Genomic DNA, 25496 nt, shown 5'->3' on the forward strand with positions numbered 1-25496 from the left:
TCTATGGCGTGACTGTGACCTGGTGTTTTGTGGCTGTCAGGTAGTGGTGGGCTTCGTATTCGGCGGGTGGGACGTGGCCGATCTCACCGTGAAGTCGGCGGTGGTTGTACCAGTCGATCCATTCGGCGGTGGCCAACTCGACCTCGGACAGCGTCTTCCAGGGCCGCTGAGGCTTGATCAACTCGGTCTTGAAAAGACCGATCGTGGACTCCATCAGGGCATTGTCGTAGGCGTCGCCGACTGATCCGATGGACGCCGCTATGCCCTCGCCTTGGAGATGGGTGGCCAGCTTGAACGAGGTGTACTGACTGCCCGCGTCGCTGTGATGGATCAGCTGCCCGGGTTGGTGCGGACTGCCTTCCCGATCGCGCTGCCATAGGCCCATCTCCAGTGCGGCCAGGACCAGTTCGGTGTGTTTGGTCGTGGCCGCCGACCAGCCGACGATGCGGCGGGAGAAGGTGTCCACGACGAACGCGATGTAGACGACCCCGGCCCAGGTGGCGATGTGGGTGAAGTCCGCGACCCAGCAGCGGTTCGGCGCCTGGGCGACGAAGTCCCGGTCGACCAGGTCGGGGGCCCGGCCGGCGGCCGGGTCGGTGACCGTAGTGATGACCTTCTTGCCGCGGACGGCGCCGGCGAGGCCGAGCTCGCGCATCAGGCGCTCGACGGTGCACCGGGCCACCGCATGACCTTGTCGGTTCAGCTCGCGCCAGATCTTCCGGGCCCCGTAGACGCGGTAGTTGGCGTCGAACACCTGCTGGATCAGTGCCTTCAGTTCCGCGTCCCGGGTCGCCCGAAGCGACGGAGGCCGGGCCTTGGCTGCGTAGTAGGTGGAGGGGGAGATACCGACACCGTGCTCGTTGAGAACGGTGCAGATCGGCTCGACGCCGCCGAAGCGGTCCCGGTTCTCGTCGACGAAGGTCACGAGCGCAGATGTGGCCGGTCGAGCTCGGCCGCGAAGAAAGCCGAAGCGGCCTTGAGGATCTCATTCGCCCGCTTGAGCTCGGCGACTTCCTTCTTCAACGCTTTGACCTGGGCAGACTCATCGGTCGTGACGCCAGGCCGGGCCCCGTTGTCGATCTGGTCCTGGCGGACCCACTTGCGCAAAGTCTCGGTCGTCCCGATCCCCAGCTTGGCGGCGACCGCCTTCATCGCGGACCACTCGGTGTCGTACTCCGGCCGCACCTCGGCGACCATGCGGACCGCGCGCTTGCGCAGCTCAAGGGGGTAAGGGGAAGGACGTGCCATGACTCGATCCTCTCAAACGATCGAGTCCCTACCGAACCCGGAACGGTTCACTGACACTTTTGATCTTGGCCTTCGAGGTTGCCAAGCACTCACTGAGGGGTGTGGGCCGTGTGGCGATGGTTCGTTGGATGGTTTGGTCTGGGTGCTTGTTCAGTCTGTGGTGAGGGTTTGTTCGGCCCAGATGGTTTTGCCGATGGGGGTGTTGCGGGTGCCCCAGCGGTGGGCGAGTTGGGCGACGAGGAGGAGGCCGCGTCCTCCTTCGTCGTAGGTGCGGGCGCGGCGCTGGTGGGGGGCGGTGTTGCTGGAGTCGTAGACCTCGCAGATGAGGGTGGTGTCGGCGTGGATGAGGCGGAGTTGGATGGGTGGCTTGCCGTAGCGGATGGCGTTGGTGACCAGTTCGCTGACGGTCAGTTCGGTGATGAAGGTGGCGTCGTCCAGTCCCCAGGCGGTGAGTTGGTCGGTGGCGTTTTTGCGGGCTTGGGCGACGATGGCGGGGTCGCAGGGCAGGTGCCAGGTGGCGACCTTGTCGGCGTGCAGGGCCCGGGTGCGGGCGATGAGGAGGGCGATGTCGTCGTCGGGGCGGTGGGTCAGCAGGGTGGTGAGGACTCTGTCGCAGACGGTGTCCAGGGTGGGGGCGGGGTGGGCGAGGGCTTGGAACATTTTGTCCAGGGCTTCGTCGATGTCGTGGTGGCGGGGTTCGAGCAGGCCGTCGGTGTAGAGGGCGATGAGGCTGCCTTCGGGCAGTTGGGTTTCCATGGTTTCGAAGGGCAGGCCGCCCAGGCCCAGGGGTGGGCCGGCGGGGACGTCGAGGAAGTAGACGGCGCCGTCGGGGGTGACCACGGCGGGCGGGGGGTGGCCGGCCCGGGCCAGGGTGCAGTGGCGGGAGACGGGGTCGTAGACCGCGTACAGGCAGGTGGTGCCGATGCCTCCGGCGGTTTCGGCGGCGCCTTGGGTGCCGCTCTCGTCGGCGGACAGGTGGATGACGAGGTCGTCGAGGTGGGTGAGCAGTTCGTCGGGTGGCAGTTCGACGTCGGCCAGGGTGCGTACCGCGGTGCGCAGCCGGCCCATGGTGGCCGAGGCGCGGATGCCGTGGCCGACCACATCGCCCACGACCAGGGCGACGCGCGCGCCGGACAGCGGGATCACGTCGAACCAGTCGCCGCCCACCCCGGCCTGGGTACCGGCGGGCAGGTAGCGGGAGGCGATCTCCAGTGCCGCCTGATCGGGCAGCGTATGCGGGAGCAGGCTGCGCTGCAGTGTCATGGTCGTGGTGCGCTCCCGGGTGTAGGGGCGGGGGGCGAGGTACTCCCCGGAGCCGGAGTGCGCCGTCAGGCACACGGCGCGCACCCGGCCGTCGGGGTCTTTCAGCGGGGCCAGCGAGGTCGGCCAGCCGCGCTCCGGGCTGACACCTGTGGGGCGGATGTAGGCCTCCACCTGCTGCGGCTCGCCGCTCTCCAGCGCCAGCCGCATCTTGCTCTGGGCCTCCTCGCTCACCGGGTACGGGGCGATTTCCGGCAGGCGCAGCCCGCGCATCTGGTCCTCGGTGAGGGACAGCGCACGCTCCATGGCGGTGTTCGCCCGCACCAGCCGCAGGTCCGCATCGAAGATGGCCAGGATGTCGGGGGACTGGGTGAAGGTCCATTCCCTCAGCGCTTCGCTCCCGGGCGTGCGGGGCCTGCCCGCCACGGCGGACACCACCAGCCACTCGGCGATACCGCTGTCCGGTGTCCGGCGGTGTGCGAGCAGTGGCCGCTGAAGCCGGTGGCCGTCCCGGTGGAGCAGCGCCACGGTGCCGCTCCACCTCTCCCGCCCGGCCGTATCCCGCCGGGCGGCTTCCCGCCGGGCCGTCTCGTCGACGTCATCGGCGAGCAGCCGGGCGGCGGCCTGTCCCACGACCTCCGAGGGCGGGTAGCCGAGCAGCCGCCGGGCACCCTCGCTCCACCCCGTCACGATGCCCTGCTCATTGACGGTGGCCGTGGCCGTGTATGCCGCCCCGGGACAGGCGTCCGACTCGTCCGGCCGCTCACCGGCAGGGGTGGGAAGTCGCTCCATCGCCGCTCATCTCGCCGTTCGGGAACCTGCACGGCCGGGGCCCTCCTGACAAGCATGATCCTCAGGAGCACGGAGCACCAACCCGGCGCTGTCACCAGGGGCCCCGCCCCAGAAGTCGACCGGGGGGCAGGTCATCTCCGCAGCCATGCGGCTTCTCTGTGGTCGCGCTGTGGCGTGCCTGCGGAACGTGCCCTGTGACAGGCCTGTGACAGTCGGCGGACACCGTCATGAAGTCGCCCGGGCAGGCTCTTCAAAAGAGGACAAATTGCAGCATTCGGGCATTTGTCCCCTGCTTCCGAGGGTGTGAGCAGCGCTGACCGAGCCGATCCGTCGGAGGAAATCCCATGAGCCTCACCCTCACCACGCCGTACGCCCAGGCCCCCGCACCTGCGCTGGCCCCGCGTGAGCAGGAGACACTGCGGCATATCGCCGCAGGGCGCACCTACCTGCAGACGGCCCGCCACATGGGGCTCTCCAAGCACACGGTCGACGCCTACCTCCGCCGTATCCGGGCCAAGCTCAACATCAACAGCACCGCCGAACTCACCCGACTGGCCATCTCCCTGGGACTGTGACGCCCGGCCACCCGAGCGGAAACCCGCCACGAACGCGATCCGGCGCCCGTGCACACCCCCAGCACCCGCCGACCGGACGACCGGCATGGCCCTCGGCATCACCAAGAGCTTCCGCATCGGCGAACGCGACGTTACCCACAACGCCCCGTCCCACGCCGTGCAGAACACGCTGACCCGCTCCTGCCACACCGCCGACCGCACCATCACCCCAGGCCACGTCCCGCGCCTGCACGACCTCGACGACCAAGACCTGCACACCCAACTCACCCAGGTCGTCCCGCCGTTCGCCCGCAAAGCAGAGGGCCGACCTCCAGCACCCCGACCACGGCGTGGCCCGCTTCGACCACGACCACTACCTGAAGAACTGGTCCCACACCGACCCGAAGACTGACGCCGACCTCCTCCCCCTCGACCAAGCCCAGGACACCAACCCCGTCGAGAGGCGGTACCAGTTGCTGCGGAGGGCTCTACTCGACTCCGTTCCGTGACCAGTAATGCGCATAACGTGATCAATATGGCCTGAACCCTCCTTGAGTCGGCCGGCGAGCGGCAAAAGACTTCTCCTGTGCCAGAGACGGCCACGCGCCTCGAAGGGGGGCGCGCACATCAGTCAGGCTCGCAATCTGAGGAGACCGCCGATGCCAGACGCCGGGCCTCGCAGCACTACACACGCGATCACGCTGACCGACGGCACTGCCACCCGGACCCGGGAGCTGACCCACGCTGACCTCGGACCCATCCAGGCGCTGCACCACCGTTGCTCGCCGGGCAGTCGCGCCCTGCGCTATCACGCGGGCAAACCCGAGCTGTCTCGGGCCGGATGGAAGATGCTGTCCGACCCGGAGCGCGGCACCACCTTGGTCACCACCACCGCCCGGAACACGGACCGCATTATCGCCATGACCAACGTCATGCGCACCGATCAGCAAGGGGTCGGCGAACTTGCCGTGCTGATCGAGGACGCCTGGCAGTCCAAGGGCCTGGGCACTGCGCTGGCCTCACACGCGGCCGATGTGGCCCGCCGGGCCGGCCACCACACCCTGACCGCGTCGGTCGTCGCGGTCAATACACCAATGCTCCACGTCCTGGAGAGTCTGGACGCGCCGCCCACTCGCGCGACAGGGCCCGTCCTCGACATCCACATCCCGCTGTAGCAGAGACCGGGCACCGGTTCGAGCCGGGCCTCCACATGGGCAGCCTCGCTGGCCAACTCGGCAACAACTACGCCGCCGTCTTGCTGGGCGGCCAGTATGCACAAAGCGTGTCACCCTCCATGTGGGCTTGATCCGCTTTGACGGACATTCGAGATCGGGGGGTTCTGCCCCGGGAGGACGTCCATGCCGAGCAGGCCGAGTTGCTGGTGATCGGATCCCGCGGGCTCAGCGGCGCCAGTGCGGGGTAACCTGCCGCTGACGGCGTGCTCCGCCTCGCCTGGGATGCGCCGCACCCAGTTGTGCTGGCTCTCCTGTGCCGGGACCGCTGCGGGGACCGTGGCTGCCACTCCCAGGCGTGGACCAGACTGAGGGGAACGGCGAGCCGGGCCTCGCCCGCCACAGCCTCGGATGTACCCCCAACGAGCTGATCGACGTGCAGATCGCCAACGCCCAAGTCTGCAAGGGCTGCGGAAGGCGCAGCGCCGCCACCGCCACCCGTGCGACGCAGCACCATCCGCCAGCCTGATCCGTCATGAGCCGGCCGCAGCCTGCGGGCGTGGTCCGCGCCCGCGTCATGGCCCAACTGCGTACGCTAGTTCTAAAACTGACGGGCGTTATTGACAGTTGGGTCTCTCGTAATTAGGAGACCTGCATGACCGAACTTGAGCTCTCAAGACGTGCCAAGCACCGGCTGGCAGTGCTGTGCCATGTGGAGGAGGTGAGCGGCAGTGTCGCCCTCCTGCGCGTACCATCATGACTCGCTGCTGTCCGAAGGGCCTGCCGGGGCTGAGGGCCAACAGGCCTGCGTCGCTGTCTACTTCGTGCCACGACCAGACGCATGGCGTGGCGCGGCCGCGGCCGGCGCTCTGGTGACCCCGAAGGCGTGAGCCGGAGCGTGAGCGTCGATCCGGACCTGCCGGAACGGTGCCCGCTCGGCCGCGCGCCCCGAGTGCGTGTCAGCGGAGGATAGGCACCCCACCTGGATCTGCCGATTACTCCGAGTTATTGATTATCGGCGCGTGCCGACCGGGTGTGACGATCGATCGGCTGCGCGCGGGTCAAGCTCGCCCTTGGGATCGGACGTGGAGTCCCGAACCGGTCGAGGAGCGCGTGCATGAGTCCAGCCAACAGGACAGGGTCCCGACTGGGACCGCTGTCTCGTCGAGCCAACTGGACCGCGGGCGGCGCGATCGCCTCACTCGCGCTGGTCCTGGCGGCAGGGCTCGTCAGTCCGGTCGGGGTCGCGGCTCAGAGCATGGGCGAACGCGTGAGCGTGTCGAGCGGTCCGGGCGGCGGAGACGACAAGTGCAGGGACGGGTCGGACCGCGGCGGCAAGGACAAGTGCAAGAGGGGCCCGAAGGGCGCAACCGGTGCGACGGGGCCGACGGGTGCGACGGGTGCGACGGGTGCGACGGGGCCGACGGGGCCGATGGGGCCGATGGGGCCGACGGGCGGGCCGGGTGCGACGGGGCCGACGGGCGCGCAGGGCGGGCCGGGTGACCCGGGTGCGACGGGCGCGCAGGGCGGGCCGGGTGACCCGGGTGCGACGGGGCCGACCGGCCCGACGGGATCGACCGGGGCTACGGGGCCTGCCGGGCCCACGGTCAATGTCGGTGCGAGCATCTTCGCCGACGAATCTCAGACCATCCCGACCAACGCCGAGACCCAGATCACTTTCAGTGGCGCCGCCTACGACACGGACACGATGTTCGACTCGACGAACTCGACGCTGGAGGTCAACACCGCGGGGCGCTACCTCCTCAAGGGAAGGATTCTCTGGGACTTCACTGCGAATGACGAGGGGCAGCGTCAACTTCGTATCTCCGTCAACGGCAGTGTCGTCGCCTTTGACGGGCAGGACACCGCGGACGCCCCGGTCGGCATGGGCACCTCGCAGGACGTGTCAACGATTGTTCAGCTGAATGTCGGTGACGTGATCTCCCTCAGGGCCTTCCAGACCACCGGAAGTGTCGCCACCTCGACCTGGCTGTTCACAGGAGAGACCAACGTGGCTCCCCAGCTCCAGGCGGAGTGGCTCGCGCCGTAGGCCACGCCCTCGGTCCGACCACATCTGCACACGTCCACCGCAGCCGAGAACCCCTGTCGGAGAAGTTGGGCAGTGGCTCTTCGGTGTCGTCGCGGCGCGGAACCGGACCCGGGGCGGCGGGCTCTTCGCGTCGCGAGGCGAAGGTCAGCCGTCACCACCCGGTTCGACCGCCGGGGAAAGCCCAGCCTGTCCAGCAGCAGATCGAACAGGTCCTCCACGAAGACCTCACGGGAGCGCAGCACCTCCTCGACCGCGGCCCACTCCGTGGCGTGTCCGAAGCCTGCCGACCGAGCCCACGCCAGAGCCGCGTCGGCAGCGTCCGGTCCCTCGGCCTCCAGCTCTGCGCGCCTTTGATGTGCTCTCTGTGCTCTCTGTGCCCCCTGGCAGAGCCTTGTGCGGGTTGCACGTCAGCACCATCCGGTGATCCGAAAGAGGGGTCTGCTGCACGATCGGGTGACATCTGAACTGGCTTGCCCTGTGGGGCGGGTGGGAAGGATGTCGCTGTGCCCAAGCCTTATCCGGAAGAGTTCCGCGAGGATGTCGTACGGGTCGCGAGGAACCGCGGCCCGGGCGTGACGGTCGAGCAGGTGGCCGCCGACTTCGGAGTCCACGCGATGACCCTGTGGAAGTGGATGCGCCGGGCGGACATCGACGACGGGGCAAAGCCCGGAACGACCAGCCAGGAGAGCAGGGAACTACGGGAAGCACGTCGGCGGATCAAGCTGCTGGAGCAGGAGAATGAGGTCCTGCGCCGGGCCGCGGCCTACCTCTCGCAAGCGAACCTGCCGGGAAAAGGATCTACCCGCTCGTGAAAGAGCTCGCTGTGGACGGGGTTCCCGTCACGGTCACGTGCCGGGTCCTGAAGCTCGCCAGACAGCCCTACTATCGCTGGTTCGACGAGCCGGTGGCCGACGCCGCGTTAAAGGAGGCGTATCGCGCGAACGCGTTGTTCGACGCCCACCGTGAGGACCCGGAGTTCGGCTACCGCTTCCTGGCCGACGAAGCGCGAAGCGCGGGAGCTGGCATGGCTGACCGGACCGCGTGGCGGATCTGCCGGGACAACCGCTGGTGGAGCGTGTTCGGCAAGAATCGCAGCAGGACCAAGAAGGCCGGCCCGCCGGTGCACGACGACCTCGTCCGCCGCGACTTCACCGCGGATGGCCCGAACATGCTGTGGCTCACCGACATCACCGAACATCCCACAGCGGAAGGGAAGTTGTATCTGTGCGCGGTCAAGGACGTCTTCAGCAAGAGGATCGTGGGCTACTCGATCGACGCGCGAATGAAGTCCCGCCTGGCCGTCGCAGCGCTGGACAACGCTGTTGCCCGGCGTGAGAACGTCGCCGGGTGTGTCCTGCACAGCGATCGCGGGTCACAGTTTCGGTCCCGGAAGTTTGTCCGGGCGCTCGGCCGGCACCAGATCGCCGGCTCGATAGGCAGGGTCGGGGCGGCAGGCGACAACGCCGCCATGGAGTCCTTCTTCAGCCTGCTGCAGAAGAATGTCCTCGACCGCCGAAAGTGGGCCACCCGCCAGGAACTGCGGATCGCGATCGTGACCTGGATCGAGCGGACCTACCACCGACGCCGCAGACAACCCTCACTCGGCCGGCTGACTCCCGTCGAATACGAAACCGTCATGACCACTCCGGCCCTCCTGGCCGCGTGACCGAACCTGTCACCCAACCTTGCAGCAGACCCGAGCGCTCTAGCGGCGCTGCCGAGGGTCCGCGCTTCGCGCTGATCGCGGCCGGGGTGGTCGGCCTGCGCCAGCTGTCTGGCCGGTAGTCAGTGCGGTCGGCGTAGTCCTGCGATGAGGAGTTCGACCAGTCGGCGTGGGTCGTAGTGGGGATCGCTGTCCGCGCCGATGCAGAGGTTCCCGACGCCCCGCATGAGTTCGTAGGCCTGCAGGTCGGATCGGATCTCGCCGGAGGCGGCTGCGGCGTCGAGCAGTTGGGTGCACACGGGCACGAGGCGGTCGAGGAAGTAGGCGTGCAGGGTGTCGAAGCCGGCGTTGTCGGACTGCAGCACGGCGGCGAGTCCGTGCTTGGTGACCAGGAAATCAACGAAGAGGTTGATCCATCGCCCTAGTGCGGCGTGAGGAGTTGGGCTGGTTGCCAGGAGGGCTGGACCGGCCTCGGCGCAGGCTTCGACCTGGTGGCGGTAGACGGCGATGATGAGATCCGCTCGCGTCGGGAAGTGGCGGTAGATCGTGGCCGTGCCGACGCCGGCCTTGGCCGCGATGTCGCGGATCGGCGCTTCCACGCCTGACGTGACGAAGATCGCGGCGGCCGCGTCGAGCAGGGTCTCCTTGTTGCGCCGGGCGTCCGCCCGTTTGGGCCGGGCTGCCTGCCCTGCGCTCTGGTCGCTGTCGTTCACCGCGCTGTTCCTTCCGTTACCGAGTTTGCTAAACGGGACAATGTTCCGTATCGTCAAACGGGACAAGGTTCCGTTTGCTCATGATGTCAGAGCAGGGTGCCGACAGCCAAGCCACGCATTGCCACCACGCTTCATCCGCAATGGAGGAAACACGGTCATGCAGTACCGCACCTTGGGCCGCACCGGTGTCCAGGTCAGCTCCCTCGCGCTCGGCGCGATGAACTTCGGCGAGATCGGGCGCACCACCCAGGACGAGGCCACCGCTATCGTCGATGCCGCTCTCGAGGCCGGGATCAACGTCATCGACACCGCCGACATGTACAGCGGCGGCGAGTCGGAAGAGATGGTCGGCAAAGCCATCGCCGGCCGACGCGACGACATCGTGCTGGCCACGAAGGCGAGCATGCCCATGGGCGACGAGCGCAACCATCAGGGCACTTCGCGCCGCTGGTTGGTCTCCGAGCTGGACAACAGCCTGCGCCGTCTCGGTGTCGACCACGTTGATCTCTACCAGATCCACCGGTGGGACCCGAGCACCAGCGACGAGGAGACCCTGTCGGCGTTGACCGACCTGCAGCGCGCGGGAAAGATTCGCTACTTCGGCTCCTCGACCTTCCCCGCATACCGCATCGTGCAAGCCCAGTGGGCCGCCCGCGAGTATCACCTGAGCCGTTACGTCACCGAACAGCCCAGCTACTCGATCCTGCAGCGCGGGATCGAGACCCACGTGCTGCCCGTGACCGAGCAGTACGGGCTCGGTGTGCTGGTGTGGAGCCCGTTGGCTTCGGGCTGGCTGTCGGGCGCGATCCGCGAGGGCCAGGAAATCACCACCAGCCGCTCAACGTTCATGCCGGAACGCTTCGACACCACCATCCCCTCCAACCGGGCCAGGCTCGACGCCGTCGAGCAGCTGGCCAAGGTCGCCGACGAGGCCGGCCTGACCATGATCCAGCTCGCGCTCGGATTCGTGACCGCGCATCCCGCCGTGACCAGCGCGCTCATCGGCCCCCGCACGCTGGACCACCTGCACTCGCAACTCGCCGTTGCTGACACTGTGCTCTCCGCCGACGTGCTCGACGCGATCGACGCCATCGTCGCCCCCGGCACCGACCTGGCCGCGCACGAGAAGTACGACACTCCGCCCGCGCTGCTTGACCCGTCACTACGGCGCCGCTGATCGTCCGAGGGACAGTCTCCACATCCTCTCCCGCAGTTCCCGAGTCCGCGGGAGAGGATGTGCCCGGCGGGAAGCTGTTCTTCCTCCAGCTCGCCGGCGTTCACCGAGATGGACGTGCCGCAGCTCGTCGCGGGTGAACGCTACGTCTTCGCTGCAATCGACCAAGCGAATCAAGTCCCGCATCCTTCCGGAAGCACGTTCCGCTTGAACCTCGGTAGCGCGCGCCCCAGTCGGCGCGCTGCCGGTGTCGAAAGGACCAACGGCTCCATGCCACACACCCCGGCCTCGTTTCGGGATCATGACCGCACCCTCGCAGGTTGACTACCACGACGTCCTGCGGGTCTGGCGCGAGGCGGACACGATCCCGGAGATCGAGCATGCGTGGTTGTTCGATCACCTCATGCCGATCGGCGGAGACCCGGACGGCCCGGCCTACGAAAGCTGGACGCTGCTCTCGGCCTTGCCGCCCACACCTGACGACTGCGGCTCGGAGTGCTGGTGACCAGTAACCGGTTCCGACCGCCCGCGATGCTGGCCAAGATCGCCGCGACCGTCGACATCGTCTCCGGCGGACGGCTCGAGTTCGGCATCGGAGCCGGCTCACGCCCCAGCAATCCCCTGGCCCGGCGTGAATACGAAGCACACGGCCTGCCCTGCAACGACTCCGCGCACGCCGTGGGAAGCCTCGCCGAAGCCTGCATGGTGATCCGACGGTTGTGGACCGAGGAGGAACCGTTCGACGTCCACGGCACCTACCTCCACCTCACCGGAGCGTTCGGCAACCCCAAACCCGTCCAGCGCCCCACCCGCCGATCCTCATCGGCGGACGCTCGTCCGCGACGCTGCGCGTGGTCGCCGAGCACGCCGACCTGTGGAACATCCCGGGCGGCGATATCGACAACGCCGTCCGCCGCAGCGCACTGCTGGACCGCTACTGCACCGAGATGGGCCGCGACCCCGCCTCGGTCACCCGCTCGATCCACCTGCCCGTCTCCTACGACCAGCCCAGCGTCACGCAGGACGCGATCGGCGACACGATCGACGCCGACTTCCGGCACATCGTCCTTGGACTGTCGGCGCCCTACCCCGCCGGCGTCGCACGGTGGGTCACCGACGAGCTCATCAGCAGGTCGGCCTAGTAGCTGCACGTGCCTGGGCAGAAACGCACCTGGAAGAACTCATCGACGCCCGCCAAGCGGCGTCGCGCACACGCCCCAGCACCGAGCTACCCGAGGCTCCGCAGCCTCGACCCGCCTGACTCGAGCCACTATCGGCGCCCGACACGCCGCGACCGCCCACCGGGGAATACCGCCAGGAACGAAGCATGCGCGGTACCAGCTCTCCGTATCGACCTCACCCCCGATGACGTCCCGCTGTGGCGCGGAACGGCCCTCCGTCGACCCGGACCAGCCGGCAGCGGAATGATGCCCGGTTGCGTCAACACCGCTTACCCGGGCTTCGCCCGTCCGGGGGTTTTGTGACTGAGCGCTGTAGTTGGCGGGCTTCGCCAACTACAGCGCTGAGAGCCTGCCCCTTGGCTATATACGGCAGTTGCGTTGCGGCGTCATTTGTCGACGGCTTTGGGAATCGCCTTCACCGCGGCGGATCCGGTGTCGACGAGTTCGGAAGCCACGCAGGAGCCGACGCTAGATCCGTGACTCATTCTTTCCGCTGCACGGTGATCAAGGCGTGGGAGTGACCATGCGAGTTGTGGCTTGCGTGGCTGCAGCGACTGTCTCATAGTCCGAGGTATGGACGCGCGCGAGACGGCGCTCCGACAGGCATACGGCCATGCCGTCCGCTGGCTGGCGAGCCTGCCCGATCGCCGGGTTCCCGCCCGCGCTTCGGTCGACGAGATCGTGCGCGCGCTCGGTGTCGAACTGCCCGACGGTCCGAGCACGCCCGCCGACGTCGTCGACCTGCTGGCCACGGCCTGTGAGCCGGGGCTCACCGCGTTTCCCAGTGGCCGCTTCTACGGGTTCGTGGTCGGTGGCACCGAACCGGCCGCGCTGGCCGCGGACTGGCTGGTCAGTGCCTGGGACCAGAACTGCGTGATGCGCGCCGTCTCGCCCGCGTACACGGCGGCGGAAGACATCGCCGGCGCGTGGTTGCTCAATCTGCTCGGCCTGCCGAGCGACAGCGCCGTCGGCTTCACCACAGGTGCCACGATGGCGAACTTCACCTGCCTCGCCGCCGGGCGCGACGCGGTGCTACGGCGCACCGGCTGGAACGTCGCCCGCGACGGACTCGCAGGTGGGCCAGCTGTACACGTCATCGTCGGCGAGGACCGCCACATGGCCATTGACCTGGCTCTGCGCTACCTAGGGCTCGGCAAACCCGAACTGGTGAAGGCGGACGATCAAGGACGCATCGAGCCCGAGGCCCTGCGGCACACCCTGGCGGCCGGCAGGGAGAGCCCCACGATCGTGATCCTCCAGGCCGGAGACATCCACTCCGGCGCCTTCGATCCCTTCGTCGAGACGATCCGTGCCGCTCGCGAGGCAGACGCGTGGGTGCACATCGACGGCGCCTTCGGACTGTGGGCGGCCGCCTCCCCGATTTACGCACACCTGACGGCGGGCTGCACATACGCCGACTCCTGGGCGACGGATGCCCACAAGACCCTGAACGTCCCCTACGACTGCGGCCTCGCCATCGTGCGCGACCCGTTCGCGGTCCGGGCAGCGATGGGCCTGCAGGGCGACTACCTCATCCAGGACGAACATGGCGACCCCATCGACAAGGTCCCCGAGCTCTCCCGGCGCGGCAGAGCCTTCACCGTGTGGGCCGCACTCAGGTCCCTCGGCCGATCAGGTGTGGCCGACCTCGTCGAGCGGCTGTGCCGACACGCCTCCGCGTTCGCCACCGGCATCGCCGAGATCGACGGCGCGACAGTCCTCAACGAAGTGGTATTCACCCAGGTCTGCGCCGAGTTCGGCAACGACGAACGCACGGAACAGGTACTCACCCGGCTGCTCGACGATGGCACGGCGTGGATCAGCGGCTCCACCTGGCACGGCCGGCGCGTCATGCGGATCTCGGTGAGCAACTGGTCGACGACCGACGACGACGTGGCGCGCGCGCTCGACGCGATCCGGCGCGCATCCATCAGCGCCTGATACCGAAGCCGCCATCCCGAGTCGGCCGCCCGAATCGACCAGTGAGTACGAGCCGGCCGGGCGTCCTCACATGTGGTCAGTGCTGCGTTTCCCGGGGCTTCGGCTGATGCCGACCGCGCCCCTCCGAAGCGAAGGCCCGCTACGGGGGGGGGGAGGCGTCTCCGCGTGGTGCTCGGGCTTCTGGGCCTCGGTGACCGCCTGCCGGGTGGCGGTGTCATCCATCAGCCGGGCGGCGAATGCCGGACGGCGCAGGACATCGCGCGTGACTGCGACGGCCACGTCCGCTCGTCCTGGCGTGCGCTGTCACGTATGGCAGCACGCAGCGAGGGGTCGTCAGGCCGGCCGTGCTCCAGCTCCCGAAACTGGCCTATGAAGCGGCCGGAGAGAGGACGTTGGTCGCTGCTCGTGCAGGGGAGCCCAGCCGCCGTGTGCAGTCCCGATCTCCCCAGGACTGAGGTCTATGCGGCCTTCACCGCGGCCGCGGTCGTCGTTGGGAAGGCCGATTCGCCTGAGGACCAGGACCCTCACGTCCCGCGCGAGGGACAACCGGCGCGTCGTCAGATGGGTCTGTGCCGCTGGGTCTTTGCGATGTGCGGGGGCTTTACCGTGTGCGGGGTCAGGCTGCCTGGGATGCGGTGGTCAGCTCCTGGGAGCCGAGGACGTCCTCACCGTACAGGTCCTGCACCCAGTTGGTCTGGTAGATGGTCTCCAGATACCGCTCACCCAGATCCGGGGCGATGGCCACCGCGGTCAGTTCCCGTCCCTCCTGCCGCGCCAGCCAGTCCATCGCGCCGCTGACCACTGTGCCGGTGGAACCCCCGAACACAAACCCGCGCCTGGCCAGCCGGTGACAGGCCCGGATGGTGTCGGGCTCCGCCACGCACACCACATCGTCGACATAGGACTCGTCCAGCAGCGGCGGGCGCCTGCTGGTGCCCAGGCCGGGAATCATCCGCCGGCCCGGCGCGCCCCCGAAGGTCACCGAGCCCACGCTGTCGACGGCCACGATGCGCACCGGCCGGTGCCACTGGCGGAAGTAGCGCGCGCAGCCCATGAGGGTCCCGGTGGTGCCGGCCCCGACGAACAGCACATCCAGGTCCGGGAACTGCCGGGCGATGGCCGGGGCGGTCCTGCGGTAGTGGGCCATGCCGTTGCTGGGGTTGGTGTACTGGTTGAGCCACACATAGCGGTCGTCGGATGCGCACAGAGCGCGGACGTGGTCGATGCGCGCGCCGAGGAAGCCGCTGACGGGGTCGGGCTCGGTGATGATGTGGACCTGGCTGCCCAGGGCCTCGATCATCATCCTGGTCGACAGGTTGCAGCGGGAGTCGGTCACGCACAGGAACCGGTAGCCCTTGCTGGCTGCGATCATGCTCAGGGCCACGCCCAGGTTGCCCGAGGACGACTCGACCAGGACCGAGTCTTCAGTCAGCAGGCCGTCGCGTTCGGCGGCCTCGATCATTTCGGTGGCGGCTTTGAGTTTGATCGAGCCGGCGAAATTGAAGCCCTCGCATTTGAGGAACAATGACTGCCCGAAGATTCCCTCAAGGTCGACGTAGAGCTCGTCCTCGTTGAAGGCCTGGGGAACGGATATGACGGGCATGGTTGCCTCCTCAGCTGCGGCGGAGCGGGCCCCGGCCGCTCATCCGTCTCGGCGCGGCTCGGGGAGAAATTCGGCCGCGGGATTGCGGCTCGCCGGAACACCTCCACTAGGCCCGAATCGGAGCAGCCTTGTCATGCCACCGAAATTCGGGACTTGACATACACCCCGTTCGCGAATAGGCGGCCCTGTCCGTGCCCGCCCCGGGGGGGCGGGGCTGAACGCCGGCACCGGGTCATCCGCGGCTTCCTGCCCTGGCCACAGCCGTGTCCGGCCCGTAATGGGGCCTGTCCTGCCCGTCCGCCTTGGGGCTCGGAAATCGATGGGCCACAGGGGCGGTCAGCAGCAAATGTCCGGGCGGCTTCCGTGCGGATTGGGCGTTTGCCTGTGATACGCGGCAAGGGAACACGGGCGAAGACCGGCAGGGCGGTCGGGCTATCAAGACCGGTGGTGTTGCGTCAAGCCCCGAAATCCAGGGGCAGGACAGGAACTCCCTGACCCGGCCTACTGGAGAGGCGGGCATCAAGAATCCGCCCCCCACCGACCGACGCTGATAGAAACGTTTAAGGAGCTCACGTGCCAGGGAAATCTGTCGAGGTCTTGACGGCCGATCCGGCTGACATCTCGACCCTCCAGGACGGCGGGGACCCCCGCCCGGCGACCGGTACCGAGGGGCTCCTGGCCGAGGTGCTGGCCGGCGTCGTACGCGTCGAGCAGGTGCCCCTCGACAGTCACTTCTTCAACGATCTGGGGCGCCGATTCCCTGGTGATGGCGCAGTTCTGTGCCCGGGTCAGGAAGCGGGCGGACCTGCCGGCGGTGTCGATGAAGGACATCTACCGGCACCCCACCATCCGGAGCCTGGCCACCGCGCTCACCGACGCCGCACCCACCCCCGCCCCGTCACCCACGCCCGCTCCGTCACCCACCCCCGGCACGGACCCGGCCACGGCCCAGGTGCCGGCCACGGTCGAGGTGCCGGCACCGGCACCGGCCGGCACGCGGCGCTACATCGTCTGCGGAATGCTGCAGCTCCTGATCTTCCTCGGCTATTCCTGCCTCGCCGCCCTCGTCGCCGCCGAAGGCTACGAGTGGATCTCCGCCGGCTCCAGCCCGATCGACCTCTACCTGCGGTCGGTCCTGTTCGCCGGCGCGGGCTTCCTGGGCCTGTGCACCCTCCCCGTCCTGGCGAAGTGGACGCTCATCGGCCGCTGGAAAGCCGGCGAGTTCCCCCTGTGGGGCATGGCGTATCTGCGTTTCTGGGTCGTCAAGACCCTGATCCGCACCAGCCCCCTGCGCCTGTTCGCCGGTTCACCGCTCTACGTGCTGTACCTGAGGGCGCTCGGCGCGCGGGTCGGCAAAGGCGTCACGATCCTCTCCCACGCGATCCCGGTCTGCACCGACCTGCTCACCATCAAGGAGGGCACGGTCATCCGCAAGGACGTGCTCCTGTCCTGCTACCGCGCCCACGCCGGCCTGATCCAGACCGGCCCGGTGACGCTCGGCAGCAACGTCCTCGTCAGCGAGCACACGGTCCTCGACATCGAGACCTCGATGGGCGACGGTGCCCAGCTGGGGCACGCCTCCTGCCTGCACACCGGACAGCGGGTGCCCGACGGCGAACGCTGGCACGGCTCGCCGGCGCAGCCGACCGAGGTGGACTACCGCACGGTCGGCCCCGCCGACTGCCCCACCGCCAAAAGGACCGTCTACTGCGTTGTGCAGCTGCTGAATCTGCTGGTGATGTATCTGCCGCTGGCGATAGGCGGCGTGAGCATCCTGCTCGCCGAAGTCCCGCAGCTTCATGCGCTCCTGAACCCGCAGCCGGTGGCCTTCACCAGCCCGGCCCTCTACGCCGATGCCCTGACCACTTCCCTGGTCGTCTTCTTCGGCTCCATGCTCGCCGGCCTCCTTGTCGTGGGCACCGTGCCGCGTGTGCTCAACCGGGCCATCAAGCCCGGCAAGGTCTATCCGCTGTACGGCTTCCACTACGGCATCCAGCGGGCGATCGCGCTGATGACCAACAGGAAGTTCTTCGCCACGCTCTTCGGCGACAGCTCCGGCATCGTCCACTACCTGCGCTACCTCGGATACGACCTGTCCCGCATCGAGCAGACCGGGTCGAACTTCGGCACCCAAGTGCGGCACGAGAACCCGTACCTGAGCTCTGTCGGCACCGGCACCATGGTCGCCGACGGACTGTCCATCATGAACGCCGACTTCTCGAGCACGTCCTTCCGTGTGTCCCGCACGTCGATCGGGCCCCGCAACTTCCTCGGAAACCGCATCGCCTACCCCTCACAGGGCAAGACCGGCGACAACTGCCTGCTCGCGACAAAGGTCATGGTCCCCATCGACGGACCGGTGCGCGAGGGGATGGGCCTGCTGGGCTCACCCAGCTTCGAGATCCCGCGCACGGTGATGCGTGACAACAAGTTCAACCACCTTCAGACCGGCGACGAGCTGCGCCGCCGCCTGGCCTCAAAGAACAAGCACAATGCCGCAACCGCCGGCCTGTATCTGCTGGTGCGGTGGATCCACTTCTTCGTGATCACCCTCATCACCATGGGCGCCGTGCACCTCTACCCCTCGATCGGCGCACCGGCGATCGCACTGGCCAGCGTCCTCACCCTCGCGTTCACCGTCGTCTACTTCGCGCTGATCGAACGGGCCGCCACGGGATTCAAGCCCCAGAAGCCGCTGTACTGCTCGATCTACGAGCCCTCCTTCTGGCGCCATGAACGCTTCTGGAAGATGGCCTCGACCGACTACATCCAGGTCTTCAACGGCACCCCCTTCAAGAGCATGATCTGGCGGCTGATGGGGGCCCGGATCGGCAAGCGGGTCTTCGACGACGGCTGCTCCTTCCCGGAGCGCACCCTCGTCACCGTCGGCGACGACAGCACGCTGAACGCACGGACCGTGATCCAGTGCCATTCGCAGGAGGACGGCGCCTTCAAGTCCGGCCGCAGCGCCCTCGGCAGCGGCTGCACCCTCGGGGTCGCCGCCTTCGTCCACTACGGAGTGACGATCGGCGACGGCGCCATGCTCGCCCCCGACTCCTTCCTCATGAAGGGCGAGGAAATCCCCTCGCACGCCCAGTGGGGAGGTAACCCGGCCCGGGACATGCCGGACAGCAAAAGCCACCTCGAGGCCCGCCAAGAACAGACCGTCACCCATGCCGCCCCGGCACGTGGCAACTGACCGCCACTGACACCGCGACACCGGCAACAAGCAGAGGAAGAGACCCAATGGCAACGCATGTGAGTCGCACCCAGACCGGCCGTGAGTACTGGCGCGGCGTACTGACAGCCGGCGGTTTCACCCCGGCCCCGCGCTGGACCCTCCACCCGGTGACCGGCGTGGGCCAGTACGAGACACCGGCCCCCGACGACACTGTGACCGGGCTGCGCCGGCTGGCGGGCGAGCTGGCGGTGCCCCTCAGTTCCATCCTGCTGGCCGCGCACGCCAAGGTGCTCGCGGCACTGTCAGGCGAGCGGGAGATCACCACCGGCTACGTCGCCGAGGGCGGCAGCCTGCTGCCGTGCCGGCTGACCACCGCACCCGCTTCATGGCGCCAACTGCTGCACAACACCCATCAGGTCGCAGCCGAACTGCAGGCACACCAGCACGTCCCGGCCGAGGACATTGACGCTCAAAGGCGCGAACTGGGCCTGACCGGGCAGTTGTTCGAGACCGTTCTCGATCCCACCGCGGTCGATGAAGACCTCACCGGGGACACCGTGCTGCGGGTGGGCATCGCTCACCACGACGGCCGGCTCGTACTGCGGCTGCGCTACCGCACCGAGATGCTCGACGCCGATGGTGCCGCCCGTATCGCGGGCTATCACCTGGCCGCGCTCGCGATGATCACCGACGACCCCGATGCCGAACACGCACGCCAGAGCCTGCTGTCCGACCAAGAGCTGCGGTTCCAGCTCGAGGAACTGGCCGGACCGGTCCGGGAGTTGCCCGATAGGCGGGTGCATGAGCTGTTCGAGGACCGTGTGCGGATGCATCCGGATGCGCTCGCAGCCGTGCACGCCGGCCGGCAGTGGACCTATGGGGAGCTCAACGCCCGGGCAAACCGGCTGGCCCGCGCCCTTGTGGACCGCGGGCTTGCCCGCGAAGGTGTCGTCGCGGTGGTGACCGAGCGCAACCTGGACTGGATGGCCGCCGTCCTCGCTGTCTTCAAGGCCGGTGGCGTCTACCTGCCCATCGAGCCGCACTTCCCGGCCGAACGCATCGCTGCCACCCTCTCCCGCGCCGAATGCACCCTGGTGCTGACTGAATCCGGCAGCACCACCACCCTCGACCAGGCACTCGACTCCCTGCCCGGAGTCCAGAGGCTCTTCGTCGAGGCGGCCTACGAAGAAGACCATGCCGACGATGATCTCGGCATCCACGTCACGCCCGGCCAGCTTGCCTACATCTACTTCACCTCCGGCTCCACAGGTGAGCCCAAGGGTGCGATGTGCGAGCACGCGGGCATGCTCAACCACCTCTACGCCAAGATCGACGACCTGAAGGTCGGCGAGGGGCAGGTGGTGGCCCAGACCGCACCTCAGTGCTTCGACATCTCCCTGTGGCAACTTCTCTCCGCGCTGCTGGCCGGCGGGCGGACCCTGCTGGTCGAGCAGGACGTCATCCTCGACGTCCCCCGCTTCCTCGACACCCTCACCGACGGCAAGGTCACCGTCCTGCAGGTCGTGCCCTCCTACCTCGAAGCCGTCCTGGCCGAGCTCGAACAGCGCCCCCGCACGCTGCCCGATCTGCGCTGCGTGTCGGTGACCGGTGAGGCGCTGAAGAAGGAGCTCGCCGAGCGCTGGTTCGCGGCCGAGCCGGAGATCAAGCTGGTCAACGCTTACGGGCTGACCGAGACCTCGGACGACACCAACCACGAGGTCATGGACCGGGTGCCGGACCGAATCCTGCTCGGCCGCGCGGTCAACAATGTGCATGTCTACGTCGTCGACGAACACCTAGCACCGGTGCCGCTGGGTGCCCCGGGTGTGATCGCTTTCTCCGGGGTCTGTGTCGGCCGCGGCTACATCAACGACTCCGAACGCACCCAGGCGGCTTACCTGGCGGATCCGCACCGCGAAGGCATGCGGCTCTACCTCGGCGGCGACTACGGCCGCTGGCAGCCTGAAGGCAAGCTGGAGTTCCTCGGCCGCCGCGATACCCAGGTCAAGATCCGCGGGTTCCGGATCGAGATCGGCGAGATCGAGAACACCCTGCTGCGGATACCCGGTGTCCGCGACGGCGCGGTGGTGGTGGCCGAACGCGCCGACCAGAGCAAGCACCTGGTCGCCTTCTACTCCGGCCCGGGGCCCCTCGATACCGGGACTCTTACCGACCGGCTGGGTGCCTCGCTGCCCGAGTACATGGTCCCTTCCGCCTTCCACTGGCGGGAAAGTCTGCCGCTGACGGCCAACAGCAAGATCGACAAGAAGACGCTGGTGGCGCTCGCCGCACAACTCGGCACCACCGAGGACGACCACGAGCCGCTGGCCACACCGACCGAGCAGCGGCTGGCGGCCGCCTGGGGACAGGTCCTTGGCGTCCCACAGGACCGGATCGGACGCCGCGACCATTTCTTCGACCGCGGCGGCACCTCCCTCTCGGCGGTGAAGCTCGCCATCGCCCTGGACCGCGCCGTGTCCCTCAAGGACGTCACCGCACACCCGGTCCTCACCGACCTCGCCGCCCTGGTCGACAACAAACCCCAACGCCACACAACCGAACCACTGACCCCCTCCTCAACCACATCGAAAGGAAAAAGCACCATGCCGAACCCGATCCCGGCGTCCCTGCTCGAGGCGGACCTGCACCCCGGCAAACCCTCGATCCTGCACACCGACACCCCCGACCACGCGCCGGCCTGGGCGGCCGAACACCACCACGCACTGCGCACCCTCGTCACCGAACACGGCGCACTCCTCATCCGCGGCCTGCACCTGCGCGACGCGGACGAGGCCGGCGCCGTCTTCCACGAACTCGCCCCGGCCCTGATGACCGACAAGGAAGCCTTCGCGCCCCGCCGGACCTACACCCCGGGCGTGTACTCCTCCTCGACATGGCCGCCGAACCAGCCGATGTGCATGCACCACGAACTCAGCTACACCCACAGGCCCCCCGGCCTGATGCTGTTCGCCTGCCTGACCGCACCCACCACCGGCGGAGCCACCGCCATCGCCGACGCCCCCACCGTCCTTAAGGCACTGCCCACCGAGCTGGTCCACCGCTTCGAACAGGAAGGCTGGCTGCTCACCCGCACCTACAACGACGAGATCGGCGCCCCCTACGCCCAGGCCTTCGGCACCGACAACCGCACCGCCATTGAGAACTACTGCCGCACCCACGCCATCGACTTCGCCTGGCAGCCCGACGGCAGCCTGCGCACCCGCCAGCACCGCGCCGCCGTGACGGCCCACCCCGTCACCGGCCGCCGCTGCTGGTTCAACCAGATCGCGTTCCTCAACGAATGGACGATCGAACCCGAAATCCGCGACTACCTCATCGACGTCTACGGCGCCGACCAACTGCCATTCAACACCCGCTTCGGCAGCGGCGACCCGATCGGCGAGGACATCATCCAGCTCCTGGGCGACACCTACACCGCCCACACCATCCGCGAACCGTGGCAGAGCGGCGATCTGATGCTCGTCGACAACCTGCGCACCGCACACAGCAGAGAGGCCTACGAGGGACCACGCGAGGTACTCGTCGCCATGGCCGAGCCCCTGCGCCTGGCCGACCGCACGCCGAACGCCGAGGTGAGCCCCCGATGACCGCCCAGCGCCCGCCCGCCACGCAGCCCCCCATGTCTCAGCCGCCCACCGTGCCCCCGTTCGCCGTGATCTCCGGCGCCCAGGTCCAGCAGGCCCTGGGGGACCGGGAAAGGCAGATCGTGGATCTCATCGAGGCCACCTACCAGCTGCACGCCGCCGGTGAGTCGGTCAACCCGCCCTCCTACTTCCTGCGCTTCCCCGACCGCCCCTCCTCCCGGATCATCGCGCTGCCCGCCTCGATCGGCGGCCAGGTGCGCGTCGACGGCCTCAAATGGATCTCCAGTTTCCCCGACAACGTCGAAGCAGGCATCCCGCGCGCCTCGGCCGTGCTCATCCTCAACGACCACGACACCGGCTATCCCTTCGCCTGCCTGGAAAGCTCCATCATCAGCGCCACCAGAACCGCCGCATCGGCCGCCCTCGCCGCCGACCACCTCACCCGCAACCGGCAACGCCCCACCCGCATCGGGTTCTTCGGCACGGGCCTGATCGCCCGCTACATCCACGCCTTCCTGACCGGCACCGGCTGGACCTTCGACGAGACCGGCGTCCACGACCTGTCCGCCCACAGCGCCGCCGGCTTCCGCGACTACCTCCAACAGACAGGCACCACCGGACAGATCACCGTGCACGACAGCCCCGAGGAACTCATCCGCTCCAGCGACCTCGTCGTCTTCGCCACAATCGCCGGCGAGCCGCACATCAGCGACCCGGCATGGTTCGACCACAACCCTCTGGTCCTGCACGTGTCCCTGCGCGACCTCGCACCCGAGATCATCCTCGTCTCGACCAACATCGTCGACGACGTCGAACACTGCCTTAAAGCCAACACCTCCCCGCACCTGGCCGAACAGCTCACCGGCAACCGCGACTTCCTGAACGGCACACTCGACGACGTCATGACCGGACGAGTGACACCCCCCACGGACCGGCCACTGGTGTTCTCACCCTTCGGCCTCGGAGTACTCGACCTCGCCGTCGGTAAGTACGTCTACGACGAGACAGCACGCTCCGGGCAGCTCCACGTCATCGAGGACTTCTTCCACGACCTGCGCCGCCACGGATAACCGGCCCACAGCACCCTGCCGGGAGGAGGAGGCAGGCGGGCCTGTCGTATCCACTGCCGAAGGCCAGGAGCAGGGTGCTCGGCGGCCGGGAGAGGCATCGACTCGTCAGTTGGATAAGGTCGCCGGCATGGCTGTCGGCACGGACGGCAGGTTTCAGTAGCGCACGATCCTTTTCAGTGCATCTGTCAGTGGGGCACCGAAGATTTCAGTGCACGCGCCCACAGAGGCCGGTTGCGGCAACTGTCGGCCGTGCCGGAACGTCCTTCAGGCATGACGCACCCGAGTCCCCCGCCACGGCAGCCGCTGCCGTGATCAAGGACCCGAGGTCGCCCCGGATCCGTATTCCGCCGTGAGTGCGGGAAGAGTGCTGGCAAACGAGAACTCCCACGATGCAGGCGACTACCAAGATCAGCGCTGCGTGAGTGGTCATCTGTACGGTCATTACGGGCCTTCTGGCTCAGGGGGCCTGCCCGTCGCGACCGCCAGATCAAGCGGAATCAACCACGCTGGCTACCTGTGGGCCTTCGCCCGCCCGAACGGCTCCCCGGGAGCCAGGGCCCACTACCGCCGACGCCGCGACCAGCACGGAGGCTGGCACGCGGCTGCCCTGCGCAATCTCTTCAATCGGATGCTCGGCCAGCTCTACCACTGCCTCCAGCACGGCCATCGCTACGAGGAGGCACTGGCCTTCCCGTCCCTGCCGGAAGCGCTTGGGCGACGGACGCATAGATGCCAGGGGTAGCCCCAGAGTCATTCCGGTATGGCCACGCCGAACTCGCGCAACCGGGGCAAGCAGACGTCCAGGCAGGCCTCCACGGAGACAGCGTCCGTGCGCACCAGGAGGTCCTCGTGGAACGGGGCTCCGCTCGCGACGAATGTCCACGGCTTCACGCCCTCGCGCATGCGTTCGGCGTCAGCCTTGAACAGCACCGTGACCCCCTGCTCGGCCAGCGACTCCATGACGCGCACCACGTCCACTGAAACTCCCCTTGTATCCGTAATCGAACAGCCAGCCACGCTACAGGGACATCACGGCCTCCTCTTGACGGCTTAGGGCCATGAGGCGTCCAACCACCGTCGCGGCCACCGTTCGTGACGCCAAGCCCCGGGCGGCCAGTGGGCACCGGGCCGCTGGGACGGCGCCCGCCGTCATCCGTACACGACGGTCACCTGCCGGAATCCGAGGGAGTGCAGCAGACTCTCCAGCATGGACGTGGTGTTCTTCTCCGCCCGCGCGGTGAGCTCGCTTTCCTTCGCTATCGGAGGCAGGTGTCATCACACTCTTCGTGTGCCCTGGGCCGCACGCGGGTACGCACCGCGGGCCGTCGGGTGCGATACACGCCGTATCCCTCGTCCTCGGGGAAGTGTTCACCAGTCACCGGACAAGGGCGACCGAGCGGAAGTCCGGCTGCAACGCGCGGTGTTCCGACCGGGCACCGGTTCGCCGACCGGACCCGGGGCCCTGCACGCCACTGTCCATGCGCTGCTGGAGGCGGGCCACAGCCGACGCGGGTCGCCAACTGGGCATGACCCACCGCGCTGTCAAACGCCTCGCCGACGCCGCGAGCCCCGATGAGCTCTTCACCGGCCTGTGGCAGAACCGGCCCTCTGTGCTCGACGCGTCCAGAATGAGTTGGCAGGGCGGTGAGGCTCCGAGGAGCGGGGATGTTGGTGGAGCATCATCACCGTTCGGCTCTTCATACCTGTGTGGGCGTTATCGGATGAATCGGGGGAGCCATTTCGCTTTGTAGTCGGGGTGCCAGGCGTATTCGGCGGCCAGTTGGCGTACTGCGAAGCCGAGTCCGACGGCACGGCCGGAGGTGTAGTCGTCGGTCGGGCGGTCGGTGTCGCGGTCGGCTACTTCGGTGTACTCGCTGAGCAGGACGCGGCTGGTTTCGATGCGGGCCAGAGTGCGAGCCGGGTCCTGGAGCGCGATGTGCCGGTCGTAGCCGGCTCCCCTCACCGTGAACGCGATACCGGACCTTCTGTCGTGGACCTCTCCAGGCACATCGGCCGGGCACCTCCAGCTCGCGCCGCCGGCGTCCCACGCGACTTGCTCCTCCTCGGTGAGCCGCGCCTCGATGAAGGTCACCATGTCTGTGTTGCCGGCCATGCGACGGTGCTTCCTCTCGTGACGTGCTGTGCGGTGACTGCCAGGTCATTGTGGGGGAGCTTGGACCTGGTGATCCAGTCCGCGGCCGGACTGCTCGGCAGGCCGGGGGTTCGGCCACACGCGGGTGTCGTGCTGCTCCGGTCCGTCAGAGACGCGCCGCCGCACCTTCACCTCGT

General features: G+C 68.0%; 17 protein-coding genes and 3 pseudogenes. 13 read left to right on the plus strand and 7 right to left on the minus strand.

What is annotated here, in order from left to right; all coding sequences use genetic code 11:
- Position 1: 1 nt before the first annotated feature.
- Both QFZ67_RS37765 and QFZ67_RS37770 read right to left on the minus strand, forming a co-directional pair.
- Positions 2-1248 (minus strand): IS3 family transposase gene (locus QFZ67_RS37765; protein WP_307659156.1). Its coding sequence is split into 2 segments (ribosomal slippage): positions 2-966 and positions 966-1248, totalling 1248 coding nucleotides; the frame shifts between segments, so codons are not numbered across the junction.
- A 150-nt stretch (positions 1249-1398) separates the two neighbouring features.
- A complete protein-coding gene (locus tag QFZ67_RS37770; protein WP_307665535.1) occupies positions 1399-3300 on the minus strand; it encodes a SpoIIE family protein phosphatase in 1902 nt (633 codons plus the stop codon).
- 344 nt (positions 3301-3644) lie between these two features.
- On the opposite strand from QFZ67_RS37770, the gene QFZ67_RS37775 reads away from it, so the two are divergent.
- From QFZ67_RS37775 to QFZ67_RS37800, 6 genes are all read left to right on the plus strand, one after another.
- Positions 3645-3875 carry a response regulator transcription factor gene (locus tag QFZ67_RS37775; RefSeq protein WP_307659326.1) on the plus strand — a complete coding sequence of 77 codons (231 nt, stop codon included), beginning with the start codon at positions 3645-3647 and terminating at the stop codon, positions 3873-3875.
- 329 nt (positions 3876-4204) lie between these two features.
- A complete protein-coding gene (locus QFZ67_RS37780; protein ID WP_307665536.1) occupies positions 4205-4363 on the plus strand; it encodes a hypothetical protein in 159 nt (52 codons plus the stop codon).
- Between the two features lie 150 nt (positions 4364-4513).
- A complete protein-coding gene (locus QFZ67_RS37785) occupies positions 4514-5029 on the plus strand; it encodes a GNAT family N-acetyltransferase (RefSeq protein ID WP_307665537.1) in 516 nt (171 codons plus the stop codon).
- Positions 5030-5384: 355 nt separating this feature from the next.
- The gene (locus QFZ67_RS37790; protein ID WP_307665538.1) at positions 5385-5555 is read left to right on the plus strand and encodes a hypothetical protein; all 171 of its coding nucleotides are present in this window, start codon (positions 5385-5387) and stop codon (positions 5553-5555) included.
- Between the two features lie 588 nt (positions 5556-6143).
- Positions 6144-7076, plus strand: a complete 933-nt coding sequence (locus QFZ67_RS37795) for a collagen-like protein (protein WP_307665539.1) — start codon at positions 6144-6146, stop codon at positions 7074-7076.
- 503 nt (positions 7077-7579) lie between these two features.
- A protein-coding gene (locus tag QFZ67_RS37800) for an IS3 family transposase (RefSeq protein WP_307665540.1) occupies positions 7580-8742 on the plus strand; the annotation gives its coding sequence in 2 pieces (ribosomal slippage) (positions 7580-7864 and positions 7867-8742; 1161 coding nt in all).
- 119 nt (positions 8743-8861) lie between these two features.
- Here the strand turns inward: QFZ67_RS37800 and QFZ67_RS37805 are convergent.
- A complete protein-coding gene (locus QFZ67_RS37805) occupies positions 8862-9452 on the minus strand; it encodes a TetR/AcrR family transcriptional regulator (RefSeq protein ID WP_307665541.1) in 591 nt (196 codons plus the stop codon).
- Positions 9453-9609: 157 nt separating this feature from the next.
- On the opposite strand from QFZ67_RS37805, the gene QFZ67_RS37810 reads away from it, so the two are divergent.
- The 3 genes and pseudogenes from QFZ67_RS37810 to QFZ67_RS37820 all read left to right on the plus strand — a co-directional run bounded on the left by QFZ67_RS37810 (position 9610) and on the right by QFZ67_RS37820 (position 13748).
- Entirely contained in the window at positions 9610-10629 is a 1020-nt protein-coding gene (locus tag QFZ67_RS37810; protein WP_307666112.1) for an aldo/keto reductase, read from the plus strand.
- Positions 10630-10927: 298 nt separating this feature from the next.
- Positions 10928-11768: pseudogene (locus tag QFZ67_RS37815) on the plus strand (LLM class flavin-dependent oxidoreductase).
- 612 nt (positions 11769-12380) lie between these two features.
- Positions 12381-13748: a pyridoxal-dependent decarboxylase gene (locus QFZ67_RS37820; protein ID WP_307665542.1), complete on the plus strand. Its 1368-nt coding sequence runs from the start codon at positions 12381-12383 to the stop codon at positions 13746-13748.
- A 66-nt stretch (positions 13749-13814) separates the two neighbouring features.
- On the opposite strand, the gene QFZ67_RS39270 is transcribed toward QFZ67_RS37820, so the two are convergent.
- Positions 13815-14027, minus strand: coding sequence for a hypothetical protein (locus tag QFZ67_RS39270; RefSeq protein WP_373430180.1), 213 nt, complete (start codon positions 14025-14027; stop codon positions 13815-13817).
- 337 nt (positions 14028-14364) lie between these two features.
- Positions 14365-15351: a 2,3-diaminopropionate biosynthesis protein SbnA gene (gene sbnA / locus QFZ67_RS37825; RefSeq protein ID WP_307665543.1), complete on the minus strand. Its 987-nt coding sequence runs from the start codon at positions 15349-15351 to the stop codon at positions 14365-14367.
- Between the two features lie 573 nt (positions 15352-15924).
- Between sbnA and QFZ67_RS37830 the strand changes: the two are divergent.
- From QFZ67_RS37830 to QFZ67_RS37845, 4 genes and pseudogenes are all read left to right on the plus strand, one after another.
- Positions 15925-18550, plus strand: a pseudogene (locus QFZ67_RS37830) (Pls/PosA family non-ribosomal peptide synthetase).
- 47 nt (positions 18551-18597) lie between these two features.
- Positions 18598-22140 carry an amino acid adenylation domain-containing protein gene (locus tag QFZ67_RS37835; RefSeq protein WP_307665544.1) on the plus strand — a complete coding sequence of 1181 codons (3543 nt, stop codon included), beginning with the start codon at positions 18598-18600 and terminating at the stop codon, positions 22138-22140.
- Complete coding sequence (gene sbnB / locus QFZ67_RS37840) at positions 22137-23207, plus strand: 2,3-diaminopropionate biosynthesis protein SbnB (RefSeq protein ID WP_307665545.1); 1071 nt, start codon at positions 22137-22139, stop codon at positions 23205-23207. Before QFZ67_RS37835 ends, sbnB begins: the two co-directional genes overlap by 4 nt.
- A gap of 505 nt (positions 23208-23712) precedes the next feature.
- Positions 23713-23949: pseudogene (locus QFZ67_RS37845) on the plus strand (IS110 family transposase); the annotation flags it as partial.
- Positions 23950-23957: 8 nt separating this feature from the next.
- Here QFZ67_RS37845 and QFZ67_RS37850 read toward each other — a convergent pair.
- Positions 23958-24185: a hypothetical protein gene (locus tag QFZ67_RS37850; protein WP_307665546.1), complete on the minus strand. Its 228-nt coding sequence runs from the start codon at positions 24183-24185 to the stop codon at positions 23958-23960.
- 736 nt (positions 24186-24921) lie between these two features.
- Positions 24922-25320, minus strand: coding sequence for a DUF6221 family protein (locus QFZ67_RS37855; protein ID WP_307665547.1), 399 nt, complete (start codon positions 25318-25320; stop codon positions 24922-24924).
- Positions 25321-25496 lie beyond the last annotated feature (176 nt).

This window comes from Streptomyces sp. V1I1 (genome assembly GCF_030817355.1).
GTDB lineage: Bacteria > Actinomycetota > Actinomycetes > Streptomycetales > Streptomycetaceae > Streptomyces.